Consider the following 22,000-nt stretch of genomic DNA (forward strand, 5'->3'; position numbering starts at 1 on the left):
GCGATGAGCCTCAACCACGTCCGCCCCTGGCGCAACATCTACCGCCGCAAGAGCCGCCAGATCATGGTGGGGTCCGTGCCCGTGGGGGGCGATGCGCCGATCACGGTGCAGACGATGACCAACACCGCGACCACCGATGCGCGGGCGACCATCGCGCAGATCGTCGCCGCCGCCGAAGCCGGTGCCGACATCGTACGCGTTTCGGTCCCCGACGAGGCCTCGGCCAAGGCGCTGAAGGAAATCGTGCGCGAAAGCCCGGTGCCGATCGTCGCCGACATCCATTTCCACTACAAACGCGGCATCGAGGCCGCCGAGGCGGGCGCCGCCTGCCTGCGCATCAATCCCGGCAATATCGGCAGCCAGGACCGTGTGCGCGAGGTCATCCGCGCCGCGCGCGACCACAATTGCTCGATCCGGATCGGGGTGAATGCGGGCTCCCTCGAAAAGCACCTGCTCGAGAAATACGGCGAGCCGTGCCCCGACGCCATGGTCGAGAGCGGTCTCGACCACATCAAGATCCTGCAGGACAACGATTTTCACGAGTTCAAGATCTCCTGCAAGGCCTCGGACGTGTTCATGGCCGCCGCCGCCTACCAGCAACTGGCCGAACAGACCGACGCGCCCATCCATCTCGGCATCACCGAGGCGGGCGGCCTGACCTCGGGCACGATCAAGTCCGCCATCGGCCTCGGCAACCTTCTGTGGATGGGGATCGGCGACACGATCCGCGTCTCGCTCTCGGCCGACCCGGTCGAGGAGGTGAAGGTCGGCTACGAGATCCTGAAAAGCCTGGGCCTGCGCCATCGCGGCGTGAACATCATCTCGTGTCCCTCCTGCGCGCGGCAGGGTTTCGACGTCATCAAGACCGTGGAGACGCTGGAAGACCGGCTTGCCCATATCAAGACGCCGATGAGCCTGTCGATCATCGGCTGCGTGGTGAACGGGCCGGGCGAGGCGCTGATGACCGATGTGGGCTTCACCGGCGGCGGGGCAGGGTCGGGCATGGTCTACCTGGCGGGCAAGGCCAGCCACAAGATGTCCAACGACCAGATGGTCGAACACATCGTTGAAGAGGTCGAGAAACGCGCCGCCGAGATCGAGGCGGGCGAGGCGGAGCGCCCGACCGAAGCCGCGGAATAAGCGCCGCCGGGCTGCCGCGTCAGGCGCGCTCCGCGCCTCCGTCGAGAAGGCTGTCGATCAGGACGCTCAGCAATTCGCCGCGATTGCGGGTGCCGGATTTCCGGTAGATGGCGTTCAGATGCGCCTTCACCGTGCCCTCGGCGCAATCCCGGACGCGGGCGATCTCGGCGATATCCAAGCCCTTGACGAGGAAGGTCGCCACGTCGTTCTCGGCGGGCGACAGCTTCCAGCTTTCGAAATGAGCGTCGATCACCTCGTGCACGGCGGCATGGGCGATCTTGAGGTTCTGTTCCAGATGCGCCTTGCGCCGCAACAGGCTCATCAGGAAGCGCGCCTCGATGACGATGGCGCCCAGAAGGCTGAGCGTGGCCACCGCCTCGATGCCGAGGTGATAGGGCCAGCTGCCCAGCGCCGGATTCGCCCGGAAATCCGCGACCACGTCGCCGATGAAGAAGGCGGCACAGACCAGCTGCACCGCCATCAGCAGGGCGAGGCCCGCCGGGATTCTGGTATCGGTTTCAATGCGCAATGCCATGTCGCCAAAACTCTAGCGCGGCGGGATTTCCTTGTAACCCCGTACCATCGCACGCGGCAGGTTCACGCCCGTGCGGTGGCTCTCGTAAAGCACCGCCGCGATATGCAGCACGACCGACACTTCCGCCCAGGCCACCGCGACCTCGTGCAGCTCTTCGGGCCATTCCTGCCCCCAGAACATGTCCGTCGTCATGAGGTGGCCCGACAGGCCGATCGCCAGCAGCGCGGCAAGCAGGTTGTAGATCATCAGCGCGCCCAGCGGCGTGTGGCCCAGATGCACGCGTTTGCGGCCCGTGGCGATGTCCGTCAGCTGCCCGACGGCGCCCGACAGGCTGGGCGGGAAGCTTGCGAAACGGGCATATCCGGGACCGACGAAGCCCCAGAGGATGCGCAGCAGCACCAGCCCCATGACGGTGTACCCGACCCATTCGTGCAGCGCGCTGTCATCGTCGATCACCAGCGCATTGGCCCCGAAGGTCAGCACCAGCGACCAGTGGAAAAGGCGGACCACGGGGCCCCAGACCTTGACGCGTTCCATGTTCTCTCTCCGGCTGTGTGGGATGGCGGGGCGGCAGGACGCCGCCCGCGCAGGCATATCGGGCTCAATCGTCCCGTTCGGTCCGCACGACCTCGAACGCCGCGTTCAGAAAGACCTCCAATTTAGCCCCGTCCTTGCGGGCATAGGCCTCGTAGAGCCCGTCTTCGATCTTGGTCTTGCCGACCTCGTAGCCCTGTTCCGTCAGGGTCTGGCGAATGCGGGCCTTGCTCTCGTCGGTCAGATCGACGGTGTCGCTGGCATGGGCCGCGCCGGAGAGCGTGCCGACGAGCAGCATGGATATCAGGAGTGTCTTCAGCATGGGATGGTTCCTTGGCTTGGGTGATCTCAGACGGATGGCGCTGGGGCCATCGCCGGGATCACTTGGCCCGGGAACGGTCGGTTTTGGAATTGAACCGGAGTTGCAGAACATGCGCGCCTGCCCCGGGGCGGGGCGCGCTATAACTGCGGTTTAGGGGGGCGGGGCGCGTGCCCGTCCCTCAGTCGGCGAGCTTGGTGACGTGCACGCTCTGCCGCAGAAGGGTCGCGGGGCCGTAGCTGGTCAGAAACGCCACGTCCGTCGCGTCGCGGCCCACGCAGATTCGCGCGATCTCGTCCGGGGCGCACATGCCGGTCGGGTCAATGATGTGCCAGCGCCCCTCGAGCCAGACCTCCGCCACCAGGTGGAAATCCTGCGGGCTCACGCCGAGCCCGTAGCAACTGGCGACCCGCGCCGGGATCGTGCCCGCGCGCGCCAGCGTGACCAGCATATGCGCGAAATCACGGCAGACGCCCTGGCGCGTGACGAAGGTCTCCAGCGCCGAGGTCTCGGGCCCCGATGTCCCCGGCACGTAGGAGAAGTTGCGCCGCACGAATTTCTCGAGCTCCACCGCCAGCGCCCCGCCGGTCAGCCCGGGAAAGGCCGTGGCGATGTAGGACAGGAACTTGTCGGACGGGCAGAACCGCGACGGCAGCAGGTACTTGACCACGTCCCGCGGCAGGTCGGCGGGGCTGTCGGCCGACAGCGCGCCGATATCGTGCACCTCGCGCTGGATCCGCACCTCGGTGGTGTAGTCGAGCGTCAGCGCATCGGCTTCGTGGAACCACAGGCGCAGGCCGATCTCGTCCTCCGCGGTCGTGACCTGGGTCTCCGCGCCATGGGCGTTGAGATGTTCGTTGCGCACCGCCTGGTCGGGCAGGGCGGCGGCGTTGATCTGCACCAGGCAATCGGTGGGCGCCGCCAGGGCGTAATCGAGCGTGGCGTCGATCTTGAGGATCATGAAAGCTCCGGGAAGGCGTCTGGCTGAAGGGCGATGCCGGGGCGCGGTTAACGGTCGAGGTACCGGGTCAACACGAAGGCGGGCACATGGCCGCGCACCATCATCTCCGGCAGCACGTAGGACGGCAGGGCATCCAGCGTCAAGCGTTCCATGAGGGCACGGCCCCGGGCGCTGTCGGCATCGATGACGCGGGCGGTCTCGCCGCGCTCGGCCAGCAGCGCCGCAAGCTCGGTTTCGGCCCGGGCGCATTCGGCGCAATCCGCGCCGGTGAAGAGGGCCAGCGCGACCGTGTCGCGGCCTGTGCCGTCTGGCGCGCCGGGCTGCGCGCCGATGAGGGGCCAACCGGGCCCGAAAAGGTGCGGTGCCGCCGCCGCGATGCGGGCAAGGTCGGTGTCGCGGGCATCGCGGTAGATATCCGCGCCCGACGGGGCCGTGGGGCGCAGCGCGCGTTCGAGGATTTCGGGATTGGCGGTCAGCACTGCGCGCAGCTCCTCCGCCAGGGCCGCGCGTGCGACCTCCGTGTCGAAAAGCGTGTCGGAAAGCGGCGCGCCGAAGACGGGTGCGGCGGCCGGAAGGGCCGCCGCGAGCAGGCAGGCGATGGTCCGTCTCACCCGTCGCTGCGTTCCGCCGAGACGATATCGCGCATCTCGTCGAGCGTGACGTAGCCGCGCACCAGCGCATCGCCCATCACGAAGGTCGGGGTGCCGCGGATCTGCAGCGTTTCGGCCAGCGCGCGGGTCTCGGCGATCTGGCGGGTGACGCTGTCGGAATTCATCTCGGCGAGGATCGCGTCGCCGTCCAGCAGGAATTCCTCCGCGATGCGCCGCAGCACGGGCTCGGTGGGCTCGCCCGACAGCGCCATCAGCGTGTCGTGCACCTGCTTGTAGGCCTCGTCGCCCGCGACCCGCTGGGTGGCGATGGCGAAACGCGACATGGTCATCGAGGCCTCGCCGAGGATCGGGAATTCCTTGATGACGAAGCGGATATTGCCGTCGCTTGCCACGAGTTCCTCGACCTCGGGCGCGGCCCGGCGGCAATAGCCGCAGCGGTAATCCATGAACTCGACCACCGTGATGTCGCCCTCGGGATTGCCGCCGACCCAGGAGACCCCGTCATTCTTGATCGCCGCGGCATTGGCGGTCACGGCCTGTTCGGCGGCGGCCTCGGCTTCGGCGGCCTGGCGCGCCTCGAGCGCGTTCACGGCCTCGATGATGACCTGCGGGTTCTCCATCAGGTAATCGCGCAGCTCGGCGCGGAAGGCGTCGCGCTCGGCATCGCTCATGTCGGTGATGTCGAAGCCCTGCGCGTAGGCGCCGGTGGCTCCGGCGGTGACCAGCGCCAGGGCGGTCAGTGCGGATTTGAACATGAAAACTCCCTGTTTCCTTATTGTGTGTCGGTGTCTCGGTCCGTCGTCTGGTCTGTCGGTGTCGCCCGGGTGCGGCGGCGTCCGATCCGGGGCAGGGCGCCGCTTACCGTCGCTCACCGCCGCAAGGCCGCCTGCGCGGTGATGGCCACGTCCTCGGCCCGGCGCCACGCGCTCGATCCGCGCGGCAGCAGCGCCATTGCCCGGTCGGCATGCAGCTTGGCATCTTTCAGCCGTCCCTGTAGCGCGTATCGCTCCGCGGTGGCAACCGAGGCCAGCCCGGTCTGCCCGCTCTGCGCATAGGCCACGGCGAGGTCGCGCAGCAGACGCGGGTCCTGGCCGTCGCGCGCCCGCGCCCGATCGAGCGCCTCGAGTGCGGCGCGCGGCTCCCCCGCTGCCAGCAGCGCCCGGCCGAGCCCGCCCAAGATCAGCGCGTTCCCGCCGGCGAACCGCACGGCCTGCCGGTAGGTCGCGACCGCCGCCGGGGCCTGGCGGCTCTCCAGCAGGATCTGCCCTTTCAGGTCCAGCAGGAACGGGTCGTTGGGCCGCAGTCGCAGCGCGCCGTCCATCGCCGCCAGCGCCTTTTTCAGATCGGCGCGCTTGTGATGGGCCACGGCTTCGCGCATCAGCCGGATATCGGCGCTGGCGCTGTCGCCCGCGCGGCGCAGGGTCCAGGCGGGATTGCGCTGGAAGGCCGAGAGCTTGCCCTTGGCACGCTGGAACCAGTATTCCGCCGCGGGATTTCCGGGCCCGTCCGATCCATAGGCCGCCGCCGCCCCCTTGAGCGCGCGCAGCCGGTCGCGGCTCATCGGATGGGAGAGCATGTAGGGGTCCTGCCGCGCGACCGACAGCGCCTCCTGGCCGCGGAAGATCTCCATCACCTCCACCGCGCCCTGCGGATCGATGCCCGCGCGCACCATGTAGCGCACCGCACTCTGATCCGCCGCGGCCTCCTCGGCGCGGGTATGGGCGAGGAAGTTGCGCATCACCGAGGATTGCGTGCCCGCGGCGATGCCGAAGCCCGCTTCGGCGTTCTGGGTCGCCGCGACGCCCGCGAGGATCATCCCGAGCCCGGCCGCGGTGCGGGCGTTGCGCATATTGGCCACCCGGCGCGAGATATGGCCGTTGGCGATATGCGCCGCCTCATGGGCGAGAACCGCCTGCAGGGCGCGCGCGCTGTCGAGCTTCAGGATCATGCCGGAATGAATGAGCACGTGGGCGTAGTCGCCGACAAAGGCATTGAGGCTCGGATCGTCGACCACGAGCACCCGCACATTGCCGGGCGAGAGCCCCGCCGCGGTGAAGATCGGCTTGGCCAGCTCGCCCAGGGCGTACTCGATATCGGCATCCCGCAGGACGGTCAGCGCGCGCAGGGGCGTCGCGGCCATCACCGCGAGGCACAGGGCCATCAGCCCGAGCCGGACCCAGAGCATCCCACGCATTGACGCCTGCCTCTCCTGCCTGCATGTCTGGCGCGAACCATAAAGAGGCGGATATGCGGAACTCAAGGCGGGGTGCGGTCGATCCCTTCATTGTGATGGACGTGATGGAGGCCGCCCGCGCGGCGGAGGATGCGGGCCGCCGCATCATCCACATGGAAGTGGGCCAGCCCGGAACGCCCGCACCCGACGCCGCGCGCCGCGCGCTGGCCAGCGCGATGCAGGACGATGCGCTGGGCTACACGGTGGCGCTGGGCCTGCCCGCGCTCCGCGCCCGGATCGCGCAGCTCTACGGCACGTGGTACGGCGTCGATCTCGATCCCGCGCGGGTTGTCGTCACGCCGGGCTCCTCGGGCGCCTTCATCCTCGCCTTCACCGCGCTTTTCGACGCGGGCGAAACGGTGGCCCTCGGGCGTCCGGGCTACCCGTCCTACCGCCAGATCCTGCGGGCGCTCGATCTCAATGCGCTCGAGGTCGAAAGCTCGGACGCGAACCGCCTGCAGCCCACGCCCGCCGATCTCGCCCCCCATGACTGGCAGGGGCTGATGGTGGCCTCGCCGGCCAATCCCACCGGCACGATGCTGGGCCGCGACGCGCTCTCGGATCTCATCGCCTGCGCGCAGGAGCGTGGGGCGGCCTTCATCTCGGACGAGATCTATCACGGCATCGAATACGAGGCGAAGGCAGTCTCGGCGCTCGAGATCTCGGACGATGTCTGCGTCATCAATTCCTTTTCCAAGTATTTCTCCATGACCGGCTGGCGCGTGGGCTGGATGGTCGTGCCCGAGGCGCAACTCCGGCAGGTGGAGCGGCTGGCGCAGAACCTCTTCATCTGCGCCCCCCACGCCGCCCAGGTGGCCGCCCTCGCCGCGATGGACGCGACCGAGGAGCTCGAGGCCAACATGGCGGTCTATGCCAGAAACCGCGCGCTGATGCTGGAAGGGCTGCCGAAGGCGGGTTTCGACCGGATCGCGCCGCCCGACGGGGCCTTCTACGTCTATGCGGATGTCTCGGACCTGACCAAGGACAGCCGCGCGCTGGCCGCCGACATCCTCGAGAAGGCCGGTGTCGCGGTCACGCCGGGGCTCGATTTCGACCCCGAACGGGGGGCCACGACGCTGCGCTTCTCCTATGCCCGCGCGACCGCGGATATCGAGGAGGGCCTCGCCCGGCTGCAGGCCTACATGGCCGCGCGGCGGGATATGTGACAGCCCGTTAAGGATTGTGACACCGCATTAACCACGATACCCCGCCGGGGATCGCGACGCGAACTCTGTATCGCAAGGGCGCTCGGCGGTCAGCGCCTCCCGCATCACCGGATCGCACCGGATCGCACCGGATCCCGATCACGATCGGACCAAAAATACCTCTCGGGGGGTCTGGGGGGCAGACAGCCCCCCAGCCTCCGGGCTAGGATCACGCAAACACCATAAGCGAGGCGGTATGAGCAGACCCATCGCATTTCTGACGGCACTGACCCTCTGGGCCGGGGCATTCCTGCAGCCGCTTCAGGCCCAGGAGCTGGGCGGCCTTGCGCGGCTCGACGCCGAGGCCAGCGCGATCACCGATGCGCGCTGGGGCGACGGCACGCGGATCGAGCTGGCGCTCAGCCAGGGCGTGCCCTGGCGCGTCTTCACCCTGACGGATCCCGATCGTCTCGTCCTCGATTTCCGCGAGGTCGACTGGGGCACGGCCGAGGCTGCCGCTCTCGACCGGTCCGAGGCGGTCACCGAGCTGCGCATGGGCGTCTACCGCGCGGGCTGGTCGCGCCTCGTCGCCGTGCTCGCGGCGCCGCTTGCGGTGCAGGAGGCGGGGCTGCGCATCGCCCAAGATACCGGCGCCGCGCGGCTCACGGTGACGCTCGCCCCGACCGATGCCGGCAGCTTCGCGGCCAGCGCCGGCGCGCCGCGCGATCCGCGCTGGGACCTGCCGCCGCCGGCCCCCGTCACGGCGCTGGCGCGCGGCGGGCAGGACGGGCGGCCGCTGCACGTGGTGCTCGATCCCGGCCATGGCGGCATCGATCCCGGGGCCGAACACGGCGATGCCAACGAGGCGACGCTGATGCTGACCTTCGCGCGCGAATTGAAGGAGGTTCTGCTGCGGACGGGCGGTTTCGACGTGACGCTGACCCGCGACGCGGATGTCTTCGTCTCGCTGGAGGGCCGGGTCGCGGCGGCCCATGCGGCGGGCGCGGATCTGTTCATCTCGCTCCATGCGGATGCGCTGGCCGAGGGGATCGCGCGCGGCGCCACGGTCTACACCCTGTCCGAGGATGCCTCGGACGCCGCATCCGCTGCGCTGGCGGAACGCCACAGCCGCGACGATATCCTCGCGGGGCTCGACCTCAAGCGCACCGATGACCGGGTCGCGGGCGTGCTCATGGACCTCGCCCGGCTCGATACCAGCCCGCGCAGCGCCGCGCTCGCTCGCGCGCTCGTCGCGGGAATCGACAATGCCAATGGCGACATCCACAAACGGCCCCTGCGCAGCGCGGGCTTTTCCGTGCTGAAAAGCGCCGACATTCCCTCGGTCCTGATCGAGGTGGGCTACCTTTCCACGCCTGAGGATCTCGCCAAGCTGCGTGATCCGGCCTGGCGCGCGGGCATGGCGGCGGGCATCCGCGACGGGCTTCTCGACTGGGCGGTGGAGGATGCGGCGCTAGCGGGGCTCCGGCGCCAGTAACGGCGCGTCATGTCCGGCGGAGAGGCGCTGATGTCGCACCGTTCCGTGTTTTGACCCGGGCGCCGATCCACTATACTGCCCCACCAATCTGCTTGTGTTCGAGGCGAATGCCATGACCCGTTTCATCCTGTCCTTCTTCGGCGCGATCTTTTCGCTGCTGACGCTGGGCATTGCCGCCATCGCGATCTCGATCGGCGCGATCTTCTGGATCTACGGTCGCGATCTGCCGAGCCACGAGAGCCTGGCGCAATACACTCCGCCGACGATCAGCCGGATCTATTCCACCGAGGGCCGGATCATCGACGAGTTCGCGCAGGAACGGCGCCTCTTCACCCCCGCCAACGAGATCCCCGATCTGGTCAAGCAGGCCTTCATCTCGGCAGAGGACAAGAATTTCTACGTCCACGAAGGCTACGACCCGCGCGGCATCGCGGCGGCCATCGTCGACGCGGTCCGTTCGCGGGGCCAGGACGTGCGCGGCGCCTCGACGATCACCCAGCAGGTGATGAAGAACTTCCTTCTGGGCGGCGACCGGCGCGCGGAACGCAAAATCAAGGAGATCATCCTCGCCACCCGGCTCGAGAACACGCTGTCGAAAGACAAGATCCTCGAACTGTACCTGAACGAGATCTTCCTCGGGCAGAATTCCTACGGCGTGACCGCCGCGGCGCAGACCTATTTCAACAAGACCCTGTCGCAGCTCGCCCCGCACGAGGTCGCGTTCCTCGCCTCCATGCCCAAGGCGCCCTCGGATTATCATCCCGTCCGCAATGCCGACCGGCTTCTCGCGCGGCGCAATTTCGTGCTGAAGGAGATGTACGAGAACGGCTACATCACCGAGGCCGCCTATCAGAGCGAGCGCGACATGCCGCTGCGCTCCGTGCAGAACGGCGATTTCACCCCGTTCCAGGATCAGCTGCCGCCGCGCGACTATTTCACCGACGAGATCCGCCGCCAGCTCAGCCGCGATTTTGGCGAGGGCGAGTTCTTCTCGGGCGGCTTCTCGGTGCGCGCGACGCTCGATCCCGAGATGCAGCGGGAGGCGGCCCGGTCGCTGCGGATCGCGCTCGAACAATATGACCGCTCCATCGGCATCTGGCGCGGCACCGGCAAGACGCTGCCCGAAGAGGCGCTGGCCGCGTGGGACGAGGCGCTGCGCGGCGAGAGCGTCGCGCGCGATATCGACCTCGAAAGCCAATGGTACCCGGCGGTGGTCCTCGACGTGGCCGAAAACACGCTGACCCTCGGCATCGAAGGGCATGGCGAAGGCACCGTCCCGCGCGAGGATATCCGCTGGCTGCGCGGCGATTTCTTCGACAATTTCACCCGCGGCGACATCGTGCATGTGCGCCGCATGATGGCCGATGGCAGCGACGAGTTCATCCGCTGGTCGCTGCGCCAGGTGCCCGAGGTCGAGGGCGGCTTCATGGCCATGGACGTCAATTCGGGGCGCGTTCTGGCGATGCAGGGCGGATTTTCCTACCAGCATTCGGTGTTCAACCGCGCCACCCAGGCCAACCGCCAGCCGGGTTCGAGCTTCAAGCCCTTCGTCTATGCGGCCGCGCTCGATTCAGGCTACAGCCCGGCGACGATCGTCGTGGACGCGCCCATCGAGATCAACACGCCCCAGGGCGTCTGGCGGCCCAAGAACGCCTCGAACCAGTTCTACGGGCCCACGCCGCTGCGCACCGGGATCGAACGGTCGCGGAACCTGATGACCGTGCGTCTGGCGCAGGAAATCGGCATGGACACCGTGGCCCGCTACGCCGAGCGCTTCGGCGTCTACGAGGACATGCAGCGGGTGCTGGCCAATGCGCTCGGCTCGGAGGAGACCACGCTCTTCAAGATGGTCGCGGCCTACGCGATGTTCGCCAATGGCGGCGAACGGGTGGAGCCGACGCTCGTGGACCGCGTGCAGGACCGCTACGGCCGCACCGTCTACAACCACGAGAAGGAGCGCGACAACGAACGCGTCTGCGTCAATTGCTCCGATCCGAACCTGCCGCCGGGCGAGGCGCCGCGCATCGCCAACAACCGCGAACGGGTCATGGACCCGGTCACTGCCTACCAGCTGACCTCGATGATGCGCGGCGTGGTGGAGCGCGGCACGGCGTCGGGCACGGTCAATCTCAGCGTGCCCACGGCGGGCAAGACCGGCACCACCAACGACGCAAAGGATGTCTGGTTCGTGGGCTTCACCTCGAACATCGTCGCGGGCTGCTATATCGGCCACGACCAGCCGCGGTCGCTGGGCAGCGGCGCCTCGGGTGGCGGCATGTGCGGCCCGGTCTTCCAGCGCTTCATGCAGAAGGCCGTGGCGAAATATGGCGGCGGGGAATTCACCGTTCCGGACGATTGCATGTTCATCAAGATCGACCGCGGCACCGGCGCGCGCCTGGGTGACGGGGCATCGGGGGCCAATGTCGTGGCGGAGTGTTTCCGCGAAGGGCTCGAGCCGCTCTTCGGCATCCAGTTCGACGGTGGCTGGGCGATGGGCTCGGGCTTCGATGTCATCACGCCCACGGGTCCGGCGCGCGAGGTCACGACCTCCAGCGGCAAGAAGGCCGTGGTCGGCCCCAAGGCGAGCTTCGGAACGCTGTCCTCGGGCGGTCTTTACTGAATCTGGATCGACCCGGGCTTCGCCCGGGCCGATCCGCGCGCCCGCGCGCCCCTGCGGGGCGCGCGGGCGCGTCGCATCCCGGAAACGAGAAGCATTAAAGAGCCGAGGCGCGGTAGAGCAGCGGCGGCATTGCGTTTCTTCGGAAAGGTGAAGGGGAATGGCCGGCGCCTTGCGATGTCCGACGCGCTCTTGCAGAACGCGATACTGTCGATGCGGCCCACCCCGGACCTGCGATCCGCAGCCCGGCGCCGCCGGCTTCTTGTGAGGCCTCCGGACATGCGATATCAGGCAGGTCCATCCAATCTGAGACGCGGGAGCCCCCATGCGTGCTGAAGCCGAAAACAATGTCGCGCGGATCGAGAAGTCCCTGGCCCTGCTGCGCCAGCGTCTGGACTGGGACACGGTCGAGCACCGGCTCGAGGAGTTCAATGCCCGCGTCGAGGACCCCAATCTCTGGAACGATCCCGAGGCGGCGCAAAAGCTGATGCGCGACCGTCAGCTTCTGGTCGATGCGATGGAGACCTATCGCACCATCTCGCAGGAGAAGAGCGACCAGGTCGAGCTGATAGAGATGGGAGAGGCCGAGGGCGACGACGAGATCGTGTCGGAAGCCGAGACCGCGCTCCGTGCGCTGGCCGAGAAGGCCGCGACGAAGGAGCTGGAGGCGCTGCTCGACGGCGAGGCGGACAGCAACGATACCTTCCTCGAGATCAATTCCGGCGCGGGCGGCACCGAAAGCTGCGACTGGGCCGCGATGCTTGCGCGGATGTATGTCCGCTGGGCCGAGAAGAAGGGCTACGATGTCGAGCTGCAATCGGAATCCCCGGGTGAAGAGGCGGGCATCAAGTCGGCCTCCTACAAGATCTCCGGGCACAACGCCTATGGCTGGCTGAAATCGGAATCGGGCGTACATCGGCTCGTGCGCATCTCGCCCTATGACAGCGCGGCGCGGCGGCACACCTCGTTCTGCTCGGTCTGGGTCTACCCGGTCGTCGACGACAATATCGAGATCGAGGTGAACCCCGCGGATATCCGCGTCGACACCTACCGGTCCTCGGGCGCGGGCGGCCAGCACGTCAACACCACCGACTCGGCCGTGCGGATCACCCACGCGCCGACCGGCATCGTCGTGACCTCGTCGGAGAAGTCCCAGCACCAGAACCGCGACATCGCGATGAAGGCGCTGAAATCGCGGCTCTACCAGATGGAGCTGGACAAGCGGCATGCCGAGATCAACGCCCAGCACGAAGCCAAGGGCGAGGCGGGCTGGGGCAACCAGATCCGCTCCTACGTGCTGCAGCCCTACCAGATGGTGAAGGACCTGCGCACCGGCGTGGAGACCTCGGACACGCAAGGGGTGCTCGACGGCGATCTCGATCCGTTCATGGCGGCGACGCTGGCGCTCAAGGTCTCGGGCAAGAGCCGGTCGGACGCGCAGGCGGGCTGAGCGCCGGATATCAACGGCGTTTCGGCGGTTGGCCAAGGCGGGGCGCATGACCGCGTCCATGCTGAGGATGCGCGACAGTCGGGCGACGCTGCCCGGCGCGGCGCATCTCAGCCGACGCTTTGCCCGATCTTCAATTGCTGGCGGTGGAAGGGCGGCAGGTCGCGCGCCTCGCAGAGCCCCGATTTCCTTGCGGCCCGGATTGCCGGGCCGATCGAGGGGCCGAGATATTCATAGACCTGCCGGGCGAACCGCGCGCCGGTCTGCGTCTCCGAAACCGTCCGCGCGGTGTATCCGACCCAGAAATTGTTCTCGAAGGTGGGCACCCGGCTCAGAAAGTTGAAGCTGGTGGTCTGACCGCCCCGGCGGCTAATCAGGATCGCCACGCCGTTGAATTGCGGGATCACGAGACCGCGGAATTCCCGCATGCGCCGGTCGAGCGGAAGGCCCTGCCGCCGCATCGCCTCGCGCGCTTCGAGGCCGCGCAGGAAGGCTTGGCCGGATCTGCGGTAGATGATCACGAGGCTGATGAGAAAGCGCTTGTCGTCGACGAAGCTCGGGCGGCTGAACCGGTAGAAGCCGGATGGGAAATCCGCCTCGGGCGGCGCGAGCACGTTTTCCCCCCCGAGGAAATCCTGCAATTCCGTGGCGGAGGTCAAACCGTGGCGCCCGCGTTCGATATCCTCGACCGGATCGAGCAGAATACGCGCGTCCACGTTGAAGAATTCGCAGATCCGGTAAAGGATATCGGGACGCGGAAAGCTTTCGCCGGACAGATAGCGATTGTACTGCGTCCGATTAATTCCGATCTCGCGGCACAGGGCCGAGATCGACGGGGCGCGGCGGCTCAGGTGACGCAAGTTAGCGCCAAAGCGGGCCCGCAGGTCCGACGGGTTGGACTTTTCGACCGTCGCCATGGATTAATCCTTGGGATCAAAGAGTTGTTTCGGGTTCTGCCCAAACAAGGCGACTGGCACAAAAGCCGTTATGGCGCGCTTAAGCTACAGCTTTGACGCGAATGCGCAACAGGTGAAACCGTAATTGGCACAAATACCCCCGCATTTTATCAGCTTAGGACGTAGGCGCTGCAGCCTTTTTTTCTGAGACTGGCTTTACGGGGAAAAAGGAAATCAGAAAATGATGAAACGTGACGTGTACGGTGTTGTGCTTTGGGCCAATGCGACGAAGGGTACAGCGGTGATCTGGTGCGAAGATCAAGGCGACCTGGCCTTCGTAACGCCCGGCGAGGACTCCACGTTCACGGGGGCAGAGATCGACGCCGGAGACCTGATCCTGTGCTCGGTGGATACCGAGGACGACGTGTATCGCCGCGCCTGCAACCTTCGGCGGGTCGAGAAGGGATCGCACAGGCCGCTGCCGCGCATGCTCGTGCGCCAGGGCCCGTCCGGGACGACCAATGTCTACCAGATGCAGCGCCCGCAGACCGACCAGGCGGAGACGCAGGTCACCAACGTGGCCTGATCGCCGCCCGGACGATCAATTCCTGACGATCACTCGGTGCCGCGTGCCAGGGCTGCAACCCCGGTGCGCGCCACTTCCTGCAGGCCGAGCGGCCGCATCAGATCCGCGAAGGCATCGACTTTCTCGGGTGTGCCGGTGATCTGGAAGACGAAGCTCTCCAGCGTCGAGTCGACGACCTGCGCGCGGAAGATATCCGCGAGCCGCAGCGCCTCGACCCGCTTGTCGCCGCTGCCCGACACCTTCAGAAGCGCCAGTTCCCGTTCGACGGACCGGCCCTCGACGGTGAGGTCGTGGACCTCGTGCACGGGCACGATGCGGCCGAGCTGCGCCTTGATCTGCTCGATCACTTGCGGCGTGCCGGTGGTGACGATGGTGATGCGCGACTGGTGCCCCTCGTGGTCGATCTCGGCCACGGTAAGGCTGTCGATGTTGTATCCGCGCCCGGAAAACAGCCCGATCACGCGGGCCAGCACGCCCGGTTCGTTATCGACGATCACCGCCAGCGTGTGGGTCTCCAGGTGCTCCGAGAAGGTCGGGCGGAGGTTGTAGGCCGAATGCTTGGTCGAGCCTTTCTTGATCTTCAGAGCGGACATAATGGTCTTCCTTCAGGATGGCGCGGCGGGCGCGCCGGTCGTTTCGACGGCGGAATGGGGCAGGGGATGCGTCGCCGCATCCCCCGGTGCTCACACCATCACCGCGCCCTTTGCGCCGATCGCGTCCTTGGTGGACGCCTCACCCAAGAGCATCTTGTTGTGCGGCTCACCCGAGGGGATCATCGGGAAGCAGTTCTCGTGCTTCTCGACGAGGCAGTCGAACACCACCGGTCCGTCATGCTCGATCATCTCCATGATCGCATCATCGAGATCCGCCGGATCCTTGCAGATGATGCCCTTGCAGCCGAAGGCTTCGGCCAGCTTGACGAAATCGGGCAGCGCCTCGGACCAGCTGTGGGAATAGCGCTCGCCATGCAGCAGCTCCTGCCACTGGCGCACCATGCCGAGGCGTTCGTTGTTCAGGATGAACTGCTTCACGGGCAGGCGGAACTGCACCGCGGTGCCCAGCTCCTGCATGTTCATCAGCCAGGATGCCTCGCCCGCGACGTTGATGACCAGCGCGTCGGGATGGCCCATCTGCACGCCGATGGAGGCCGGGAAGCCGTAGCCCATCGTGCCGAGGCCGCCAGAGGTCATCCAGCGGTTCGGATCCTCGAAGCCCAGATATTGCGCGGCCCACATCTGGTGCTGGCCGACCTCGGTGCAGATATAGCGGTCGCGATCCTTGGTCAGCGCCTCGAGCCGCGCCATGGCGTGCTGCGGACGGATGGTCTTGCCCGACGGCTTGTATTTCAGGCAGTCGACCTTCTTCCATTCCTCGATCTCCGCCCACCAGCGCTGCAGGCCCTCGCGGTTGACCTTGCGCCCGCGCGCCTTCCAGACCTTCAGCACGTCCTCGAGGACGTGGCCCACATCGCCGATGATCGGGAAATCCGTCCGCACGACCTTGTTGATCGAGGACGGATCGATATCGATATGCGCCTTGCGCGAATTCGGCGAGAAGGCATCGAGCCGGCCGGTGATCCGGTCGTCGAAGCGCGCGCCCACATTGATCATCAGATCGCAGCCATGCATGGCGAGGTTGGCCTCGTAGAGCCCGTGCATCCCCAGCATGCCGAGCCAGCCGCGACCCGAGGCGGGATAGGCGCCGAGCCCCATCAGCGTCGAGGTGATCGGGAAGCCGGTCGCGTCCACCAGCTCGCGCAGCAGCTGGCTGGCCGCCGGGCCCGAATTGATCACGCCGCCGCCGGTATAGAAGACCGGACGCTTGGCCGTCTCGATCGCCTCGACGAGCTTGGTGATCATTTCCATGTCGCCCTTGACCTGCGGCTGGTAGCGTTGGGTCTTGGCGGCATTGCGCGGCTGGTAATCGGCGGAGGCGAACTGCACATCCTTCGGAATGTCGACCAGCACCGGGCCGGGACGGCCGGCGGTGGCGACATGGAAGGCCTCGTGGATCGTGGCCGACAGCTTCTCGGTCTCCTTGACCAGCCAGTTATGCTTAGTGCAGGGCCGGGTGATGCCGACGGTGTCCGCTTCCTGGAAGGCGTCCGAGCCGATCATGAAGGTCGGCACCTGGCCGGTGAGAACGACGATCGGGATCGAATCCATCAGCGCATCGGTCAGGCCCGTCACCGCGTTGGTGGCGCCGGGACCCGAAGTCACGAGGCAGACGCCCGGCTTGCCGGTGGCCCGGGCATAACCTTCGGCGGCATGAACCGCGCCCTGCTCGTGCCGGACCAGGATGTGCCGGATGTCGTTCTGCTGGAAGATTTCGTCATAGATCGGCAGCACGGCGCCGCCGGGATAGCCGAATACCGTGTCCACACCCTGATCCCTCAGGGCCTGAACCACCATTTTCGCTCCGGTCATCGCCTTGCTCATCGAGTCTCTCCGTCTGAGGCGTTCGTTCGTGTCGCGCGCATGAAAAAGCCCCCGGATTTTGTCCGAGGGCGCATGGGGGTCCTGTAGGGTGTCCGTTACCGGCCCATGCGCCTTGTCCTGACGATGTGTACGAGGAAAGGGATCATGCCCTGCGGCTCCTTACGCGTGCGCATCACCTGTATGCGGCTCAAAACGGGGCGTCAACCGCCAATTGGCGAAAAAAGTTTCAAGGGCCCTGCGGCAAATTTGGCGTTTATTGCGTCAAAACGTCCTTCGGCGGGGAATTTGCAAAATTAGCTTCCCTGATTGCGCGGAATTTGCCGGCGTCGCGCATGTCGCCGCCGCCGGGCCCCGCGACCGGGTCCGAACGGCGTGCCGGCGTTTCGCGCCCTCGGCTTCCGTCGTTACGGGACTCCGCAAGGCCGCGGATGCCGGGCGCGCCCGCAGCTCCTTCACCTTTCCAAAAAATCGCTCTTCCGGCGGCACGGCCAGGGCACGCGCCGCCCGGGGGACGGATTACCGTCTGCGCCGCCGCCGTCCGCCCTCGCGGTCGCCACCGGCACCGAAGGCCACCTTGGGCAGGGTCGCCACCGCCTGCAGCTCCGGGAAGGGATCGGTCTTGTGCGGGATCGCGTTGGCGGCGACGAAATGCTCCTGGAAGCGAGGCTCGATGGCCGTCTCGACCTTGGTGATCTCGCGCACCGTCCGCTCGATCTCCGCGCGGGCGGCGATATTGCAAAGCGCGATCCGCGCGCCGGTGCCCGCGGCATTGCCCGCCGAGGTCACCTTGTCGAGCGGCACGTCCGGGATCATGCCCAGCACCATCGCGTGTTTGGGCGAGATATGCGCGCCGAACGCGCCCGCCAGCACCACGCGGTCCACCTTGTCGACCCCGCGTTCGTCCATCAAGAGCCGCGCGCCGGCGTAAAGCGCCGATTTCGCAAGCTGGATCGCCCGGATATCGCCTTGGGTCACGGTGATGCGCGGCCCGCCCGTCGCGCTGCCGTCCCAGACCAGGTATTCATGCGTGCGCCCGTCGGCGATCATGCGCGGGCTACCGGTCTGCTCGGCCGAGCCCATCAGCCCGCTTTCGTCCATCAGGCCAGCGAGGCGCAGCTCGGCCACCGCCTCGATGATGCCCGAGCCGCAGATGCCGGTGATGCCACCGGCGCCCACGGCCTCCGCAAAGCCGGGCTCGTCCGACCAGAGGTCGCTGCCGATCACGCGGAAGCGCGGTTCCTTCGTCTCGGGGTCGATGCGGATCGCCTCGATGGCCCCCGGTGCCGCGCGCTGCCCCGAGGAGATCTGCGCGCCCTCGAAGGCGGGTCCGGTGGGCGAGGAGCAGGCCAGAACGCGGCTCCTGTCGCCCAGCAGGATCTCGGCATTTGTGCCCACATCGACCACCAGCACGAGGTCCTCGGACCGGCCCGGCGCCTCCGACAGGGCCACCGCCGCCGCGTCCGCGCCCACATGGCCCGCGATGCAGGGCAGCACGTAGACCCGCGCCGCGGCGGGCAGGGCCGCAAGGTCCAACTCCCGCGCGGTCAGGTTCATCGCGTCCGAACTTGCCAGCGCGAAGGGCGCCTGGCCCAGCTCCACCGGGTCGATCCCCAGCAGCAGATGGTGCATCACCGGGTTGCAGACGAAGACCGCCTCGAGGATCAGCGCGGGGTCGATCCCGGCCTCGGCGGCGATCTCGACGATCAGCGTGTCGATGGCCTCGCGCACGGCGCGGGTCATCTCGGCATCGCCGCCGGGATTCATCATCGCGTAGGAGACGCGGCTCATCAGATCTTCGCCGAAGCGGATCTGCGGGTTCATCACACCCGCCGAGGCCACCACCGCGCCGGTATCGAGATCGGTCAGATGCGCCGCGATGGTGGTGGAGCCGAGATCTATGGCCAGCCCGTAAAGACCCGCCTCGTGCAGGCCCGGAAACAAAGCGAGAAGCCGCGGCGGCCCGCCGGTGTGATCGCGGTGCACTGCCGCCGTGACCTGCCACTTGCCGCGCCGCAGCACCTTTTGCAGGCCCGCCAGCACGGGCAGATCGGCCCGGAGACCGGTGATGCCCCATTCCCGCTCCAGCGCGGCGGCGAGACGCTCGAAATCGCCCGTGGGCACGTGCATGTCCGGCTCGGCCACCTCGACAAAATGCAGCCGGGTGGCGGGGTCCATGGCGATGGCGCGGGTGCTCGCGGCCTTGCGCACGACCTGGCGGTGCACCTGGCTTTCCGCGGGCACGTCGATGACCACGTCGCCTTCGATTTTCGCCTGGCAGCCGAGGCGCCGCCCGGGCTTCAGGCCGCGTTTCTCGTCATAGCGCGCCTCGACCGCGTTCCAGGCCGACAGGGCATCCGGCTGCGAGGTCAGACCGTGCTTTGAGAACTCCCCGAAGGAGGGCGTGATCTGGCACTTGGAACAGATGCCGCGCCCGCCGCAGACCGAATCGAGATCGACGCCCAATTGCCGCGCGGCCTGCAGGACCGGCGTGCCGGCCGGGAAATGGCCGCGCTTGCCCGATGGGGTGAAGACGACGAGGGGATCGCGAGTCATGGGGGCTCCTTGCTGAACTTGCGCGCACATTAGAAGTTTTGCGGGCAAGGAAAAGGCAGGAGGCGACGTGTCGCGGTCACTCCCCGTCGAGCCAGCGCAGAATCTCGCCGCGATTGCCGTCGAGGTCGGGGGCGGGGCTGCGCGCGGTGCGATCCTCGGCGCCCGACATCTTGATCGGGTTGCCGGGCGCGACATAGGCCTTGCGCCCGTTCCGGTCGAGCACGTCCACCACCATGTTCCGCGCGAGGATCTGCGGGTCCTTCATGGCCTCGTCGACGCCCTGGACGGGCGCGCAGGGGATGCCCGCCGCGGTCAGCCGGGCCAGCCAATGCGCGCGGGTCTTCTCCAGCGTGATGGCCTCGATCAGGCGGCGCAGCAGGCGCGCATTCTCCACTCGGTCGGCATTGCTGGCAAAACGCGGATCGTCGCTCAGCGGCAGGTCGAGCGCGGTGCAGAGCTTCTCGAAGAGCCGGTCGTTGCCTGCCGCCAGCACGATGCGGCCATCGGACGTGGCCACCGCCTCCGAGGGGGCGATCTCGGCGCTTCTGGTGCCGCGCGGCTCGGGTGAGCGGCCGCCGGTCGCGCTTTGCGCGACGCCGCGCGATTGCAGGGCCAGCTGCGCATCGAGCATGGCCACATCGACGCGGCGGCCCTGGCCGTTGCGCTCCCGGTCGTAGAGCGCGGCGAGAATTCCCTGCGCGAGGTACATCGCCGCCGCGATATCGCCGATCGGCGCCCCGAGCCGCACCGGCAGCCCGCCGCGTTCGCCGGTCTCGGCCATGACGCCGCCGCGGGCCTCGGCGATCATGTCATAGGCCGGGCGGCGGGCATCGGGGCCGGTCTGCCCGTAGCCCGACAGCGAGCCGTAGATCAGCCGCGGATGACGCGTGCGCAACGTCTCCCAGCCGAGGCCGAACTTGTCCATCACGCCGGGGCGGAAGGCCTCGACGAGAATATCGGCGCGGGCGAGGAGCCGGGCCGCGATCTCTTGGCCGTCCCCGGATTTGAGGTCGAGCGCGATGGATGCCTTGGAATGGTTGAGCGCGGCGAAATGCGCGCTCTTGCCCGATTTGAACGGGGGAAGGGCGCGGCCGTCATCACCGGTCCCGGGGCGCTCGATCTTGATGATCCGGGCACCGAGATCGGCAAGGATTCGCGTCGCGAAGGGACCCGCGACCATGTGGCTCAGGTCGAGTACGATCAGTCCGGCAAGCGGCTGTGACATTATGAGGGGCTCGTCTGCTCAGGTCGTGCTGTCGCCGTTGAACGCGGGCCGGCGCGGGGATGCAAGGGCTTTCCGTCGTCCCGGGCCGGGTTCGGCGGCATGATGCCCGGTCTTCGCCGGATATTCGGGCGCGGGCGGGTCAGCCCGCGGCGCGGCGGGCGTGAAAGACGAAGCCCAGGAGGTTCATCAGGATCTGCGCGGCAAGGATCGCGGTCGATCCCGAGGGGTCGTAATCGGGCGCCACCTCGACGAGGTCGATCCCCACCACCTCATGGGCCTGCGCGACCTCCTGCAGAAGCTCAAGCACCTCGTAATAGAGAAAGCCGCCATGGGACGGCGTGCCGGTCCCGGGCGCGATGGAGGGGCAAAAGGCGTCGATATCGAGGGTGATGTAGACCCGCGCGCCGGGCGGGATGCGCGCCGCCGTGGCGCGCGCGCCCAGGCGGCGGACCTGCCGCACCGACAGGATATCTGCGCCCATCGCGCGGGCATCGTCATAGCCGTCCTTGGCGGTAGAGCTGACATTGCGGATGCCGAGCTGCGTCAGGCCGGAGACGAAGGGCCGCTCGGCGGCGCGGCGCATCGGGTTGCCGTGGCCGTGCCGCACGCCGTGGCGCTCGTCGACGAAATCGAGATGCGCGTCGATCTGCAGGATATGGATGTCGCCCGCATCGTCGAAGGCCCGGATGGCGGGGATGTTGACCGAATGATCGCCGCCGATCACCACCGGAAGCGCGGCCGCGCGCAGGGCGGCGCGCACGCCCGCCTCGATATTGGCGTGGCTCTGCACCGTGTCGGTGTGGATGATGTCCGCATCGCCCATATCGACGATCTGCACGTCGGGGCCGAGATAGGTGACGTCGTCCTCGTGGTCGTAAGCGCCCGCATGACCGAAGGAAAACAGCGTCGAGGCCTCGCGCACCGCCCGCGGGCCGAAGCGGGCGCCCGCGCGGTATTGCGTGCCCGCATCGAACGGCGCGCCGAGGATGGCGGCATCGGCATCGAGCCGCGACCAGTCGGGCTCGAAGGGCTTCTTGGCGAAGGTGCAGATGCCGGTGAAGGGCAGGTTCAGCCGCCCGGTGTCGTATCCATGTCCCATGCCGCGCAGTCTCGGTCCCTGTGCGACAACTGGCAAGCCTCGATCCGGCGGAATGCGCGCCATGCGCGCATGCAGGTCATGTCCGCGGGCGGGCCCGCGGACGGCGACAGGGGGCCAGCCCCCTCTTGGCCTGCGGCCAATTCATCCCCGGGCGACATCCGCGAAA

General features: G+C 67.6%; 19 protein-coding genes. 6 read left to right on the forward strand and 13 right to left on the reverse strand.

The genetic code is table 11. The annotated features are described in order from the left end of the window. Positions 1 to 3: 3 nt before the first annotated feature. Positions 4 to 1,140, forward strand: a complete 1,137-nt coding sequence (ispG, locus tag BW990_RS07885; RefSeq protein ID WP_076446756.1) for a flavodoxin-dependent (E)-4-hydroxy-3-methylbut-2-enyl-diphosphate synthase — start codon at positions 4 to 6, stop codon at positions 1,138 to 1,140. A 19-nt stretch (positions 1,141 to 1,159) separates the two neighbouring features. Here ispG and BW990_RS07890 read toward each other — a convergent pair whose 3' ends face one another. From BW990_RS07890 to BW990_RS07920, 7 genes are all read right to left on the reverse strand, one after another. Then, the gene (locus BW990_RS07890; protein ID WP_076446758.1) at positions 1,160 to 1,675 is read right to left on the reverse strand and encodes a helix-turn-helix transcriptional regulator; all 516 of its coding nucleotides are present in this window, start codon (positions 1,673 to 1,675) and stop codon (positions 1,160 to 1,162) included. Between the two features lie 12 nt (positions 1,676 to 1,687). After that, positions 1,688 to 2,212, reverse strand: a complete 525-nt coding sequence (locus BW990_RS07895; protein WP_076446760.1) for a cytochrome b/b6 domain-containing protein — start codon at positions 2,210 to 2,212, stop codon at positions 1,688 to 1,690. 64 nt (positions 2,213 to 2,276) lie between these two features. After that, positions 2,277 to 2,531, reverse strand: coding sequence for a PepSY domain-containing protein (locus BW990_RS07900; RefSeq protein WP_076446762.1), 255 nt, complete (start codon positions 2,529 to 2,531; stop codon positions 2,277 to 2,279). Between the two features lie 178 nt (positions 2,532 to 2,709). Next, the gene (locus BW990_RS07905) at positions 2,710 to 3,489 is read right to left on the reverse strand and encodes a transglutaminase-like domain-containing protein (RefSeq protein WP_076446765.1); all 780 of its coding nucleotides are present in this window, start codon (positions 3,487 to 3,489) and stop codon (positions 2,710 to 2,712) included. 47 nt (positions 3,490 to 3,536) lie between these two features. Continuing rightward, complete coding sequence (locus BW990_RS07910; RefSeq protein ID WP_083950514.1) at positions 3,537 to 4,100, reverse strand: hypothetical protein; 564 nt, start codon at positions 4,098 to 4,100, stop codon at positions 3,537 to 3,539. Then, a complete protein-coding gene (locus BW990_RS07915; RefSeq protein WP_076446768.1) occupies positions 4,097 to 4,855 on the reverse strand; it encodes a DsbA family protein in 759 nt (252 codons plus the stop codon). The genes BW990_RS07910 and BW990_RS07915 overlap by 4 nt, the downstream gene beginning before the upstream one ends. A gap of 113 nt (positions 4,856 to 4,968) precedes the next feature. Continuing rightward, positions 4,969 to 6,294: a M48 family metalloprotease gene (locus BW990_RS07920; RefSeq protein ID WP_076446770.1), complete on the reverse strand. Its 1,326-nt coding sequence runs from the start codon at positions 6,292 to 6,294 to the stop codon at positions 4,969 to 4,971. Positions 6,295 to 6,347: 53 nt separating this feature from the next. Between BW990_RS07920 and BW990_RS07925 the strand changes: the two genes are divergently transcribed. The 4 genes from BW990_RS07925 (at position 6,348) to prfB (ending at position 13,040) form a co-directional block, all read left to right on the forward strand. Continuing rightward, complete coding sequence (locus tag BW990_RS07925; RefSeq protein ID WP_076446773.1) at positions 6,348 to 7,499, forward strand: pyridoxal phosphate-dependent aminotransferase; 1,152 nt, start codon at positions 6,348 to 6,350, stop codon at positions 7,497 to 7,499. Positions 7,500 to 7,734: 235 nt separating this feature from the next. Continuing rightward, entirely contained in the window at positions 7,735 to 8,973 is a 1,239-nt protein-coding gene (locus BW990_RS07930; protein ID WP_076446774.1) for an N-acetylmuramoyl-L-alanine amidase, read from the forward strand. A gap of 112 nt (positions 8,974 to 9,085) precedes the next feature. Continuing rightward, positions 9,086 to 11,593, forward strand: a complete 2,508-nt coding sequence (locus tag BW990_RS07935) for a penicillin-binding protein 1A (protein ID WP_076446776.1) — start codon at positions 9,086 to 9,088, stop codon at positions 11,591 to 11,593. Between the two features lie 322 nt (positions 11,594 to 11,915). Next, positions 11,916 to 13,040: a peptide chain release factor 2 gene (prfB, locus tag BW990_RS07940; RefSeq protein WP_076446779.1), complete on the forward strand. Its 1,125-nt coding sequence runs from the start codon at positions 11,916 to 11,918 to the stop codon at positions 13,038 to 13,040. A 107-nt stretch (positions 13,041 to 13,147) separates the two neighbouring features. Here prfB and BW990_RS07945 read toward each other — a convergent pair whose 3' ends face one another. After that, on the reverse strand, positions 13,148 to 13,954 hold the full coding sequence (locus tag BW990_RS07945; RefSeq protein ID WP_076446782.1) for a helix-turn-helix domain-containing protein: 807 nt from the start codon (positions 13,952 to 13,954) through the stop codon (positions 13,148 to 13,150). A gap of 220 nt (positions 13,955 to 14,174) precedes the next feature. On the opposite strand from BW990_RS07945, the gene BW990_RS07950 reads away from it, so the two are divergent. Then, positions 14,175 to 14,519: a hypothetical protein gene (locus tag BW990_RS07950; protein ID WP_076446785.1), complete on the forward strand. Its 345-nt coding sequence runs from the start codon at positions 14,175 to 14,177 to the stop codon at positions 14,517 to 14,519. Positions 14,520 to 14,548: 29 nt separating this feature from the next. Here BW990_RS07950 and ilvN read toward each other — a convergent pair whose 3' ends face one another. The 5 genes from ilvN to speB all read right to left on the reverse strand — a co-directional run bounded on the left by ilvN (position 14,549) and on the right by speB (position 21,834). Further along, a complete protein-coding gene (ilvN, locus tag BW990_RS07955; RefSeq protein ID WP_076446788.1) occupies positions 14,549 to 15,112 on the reverse strand; it encodes an acetolactate synthase small subunit in 564 nt (187 codons plus the stop codon). A 90-nt stretch (positions 15,113 to 15,202) separates the two neighbouring features. Beyond that, a complete protein-coding gene (locus tag BW990_RS07960) occupies positions 15,203 to 16,957 on the reverse strand; it encodes an acetolactate synthase 3 large subunit (RefSeq protein WP_076446791.1) in 1,755 nt (584 codons plus the stop codon). A 516-nt stretch (positions 16,958 to 17,473) separates the two neighbouring features. After that, the gene (locus BW990_RS07965; protein WP_076446793.1) at positions 17,474 to 19,510 is read right to left on the reverse strand and encodes an ASKHA domain-containing protein; all 2,037 of its coding nucleotides are present in this window, start codon (positions 19,508 to 19,510) and stop codon (positions 17,474 to 17,476) included. Positions 19,511 to 19,586: 76 nt separating this feature from the next. Further along, positions 19,587 to 20,735: a CaiB/BaiF CoA transferase family protein gene (locus BW990_RS07970; protein ID WP_076446796.1), complete on the reverse strand. Its 1,149-nt coding sequence runs from the start codon at positions 20,733 to 20,735 to the stop codon at positions 19,587 to 19,589. Between the two features lie 139 nt (positions 20,736 to 20,874). Then, positions 20,875 to 21,834, reverse strand: a complete 960-nt coding sequence (gene speB / locus BW990_RS07975) for an agmatinase (protein WP_076446799.1) — start codon at positions 21,832 to 21,834, stop codon at positions 20,875 to 20,877. Positions 21,835 to 22,000: the final 166 nt, after the last annotated feature.

Source organism: Roseivivax lentus, from assembly GCF_900156805.1.
Classification (GTDB): domain Bacteria; phylum Pseudomonadota; class Alphaproteobacteria; order Rhodobacterales; family Rhodobacteraceae; genus Roseivivax; species Roseivivax lentus.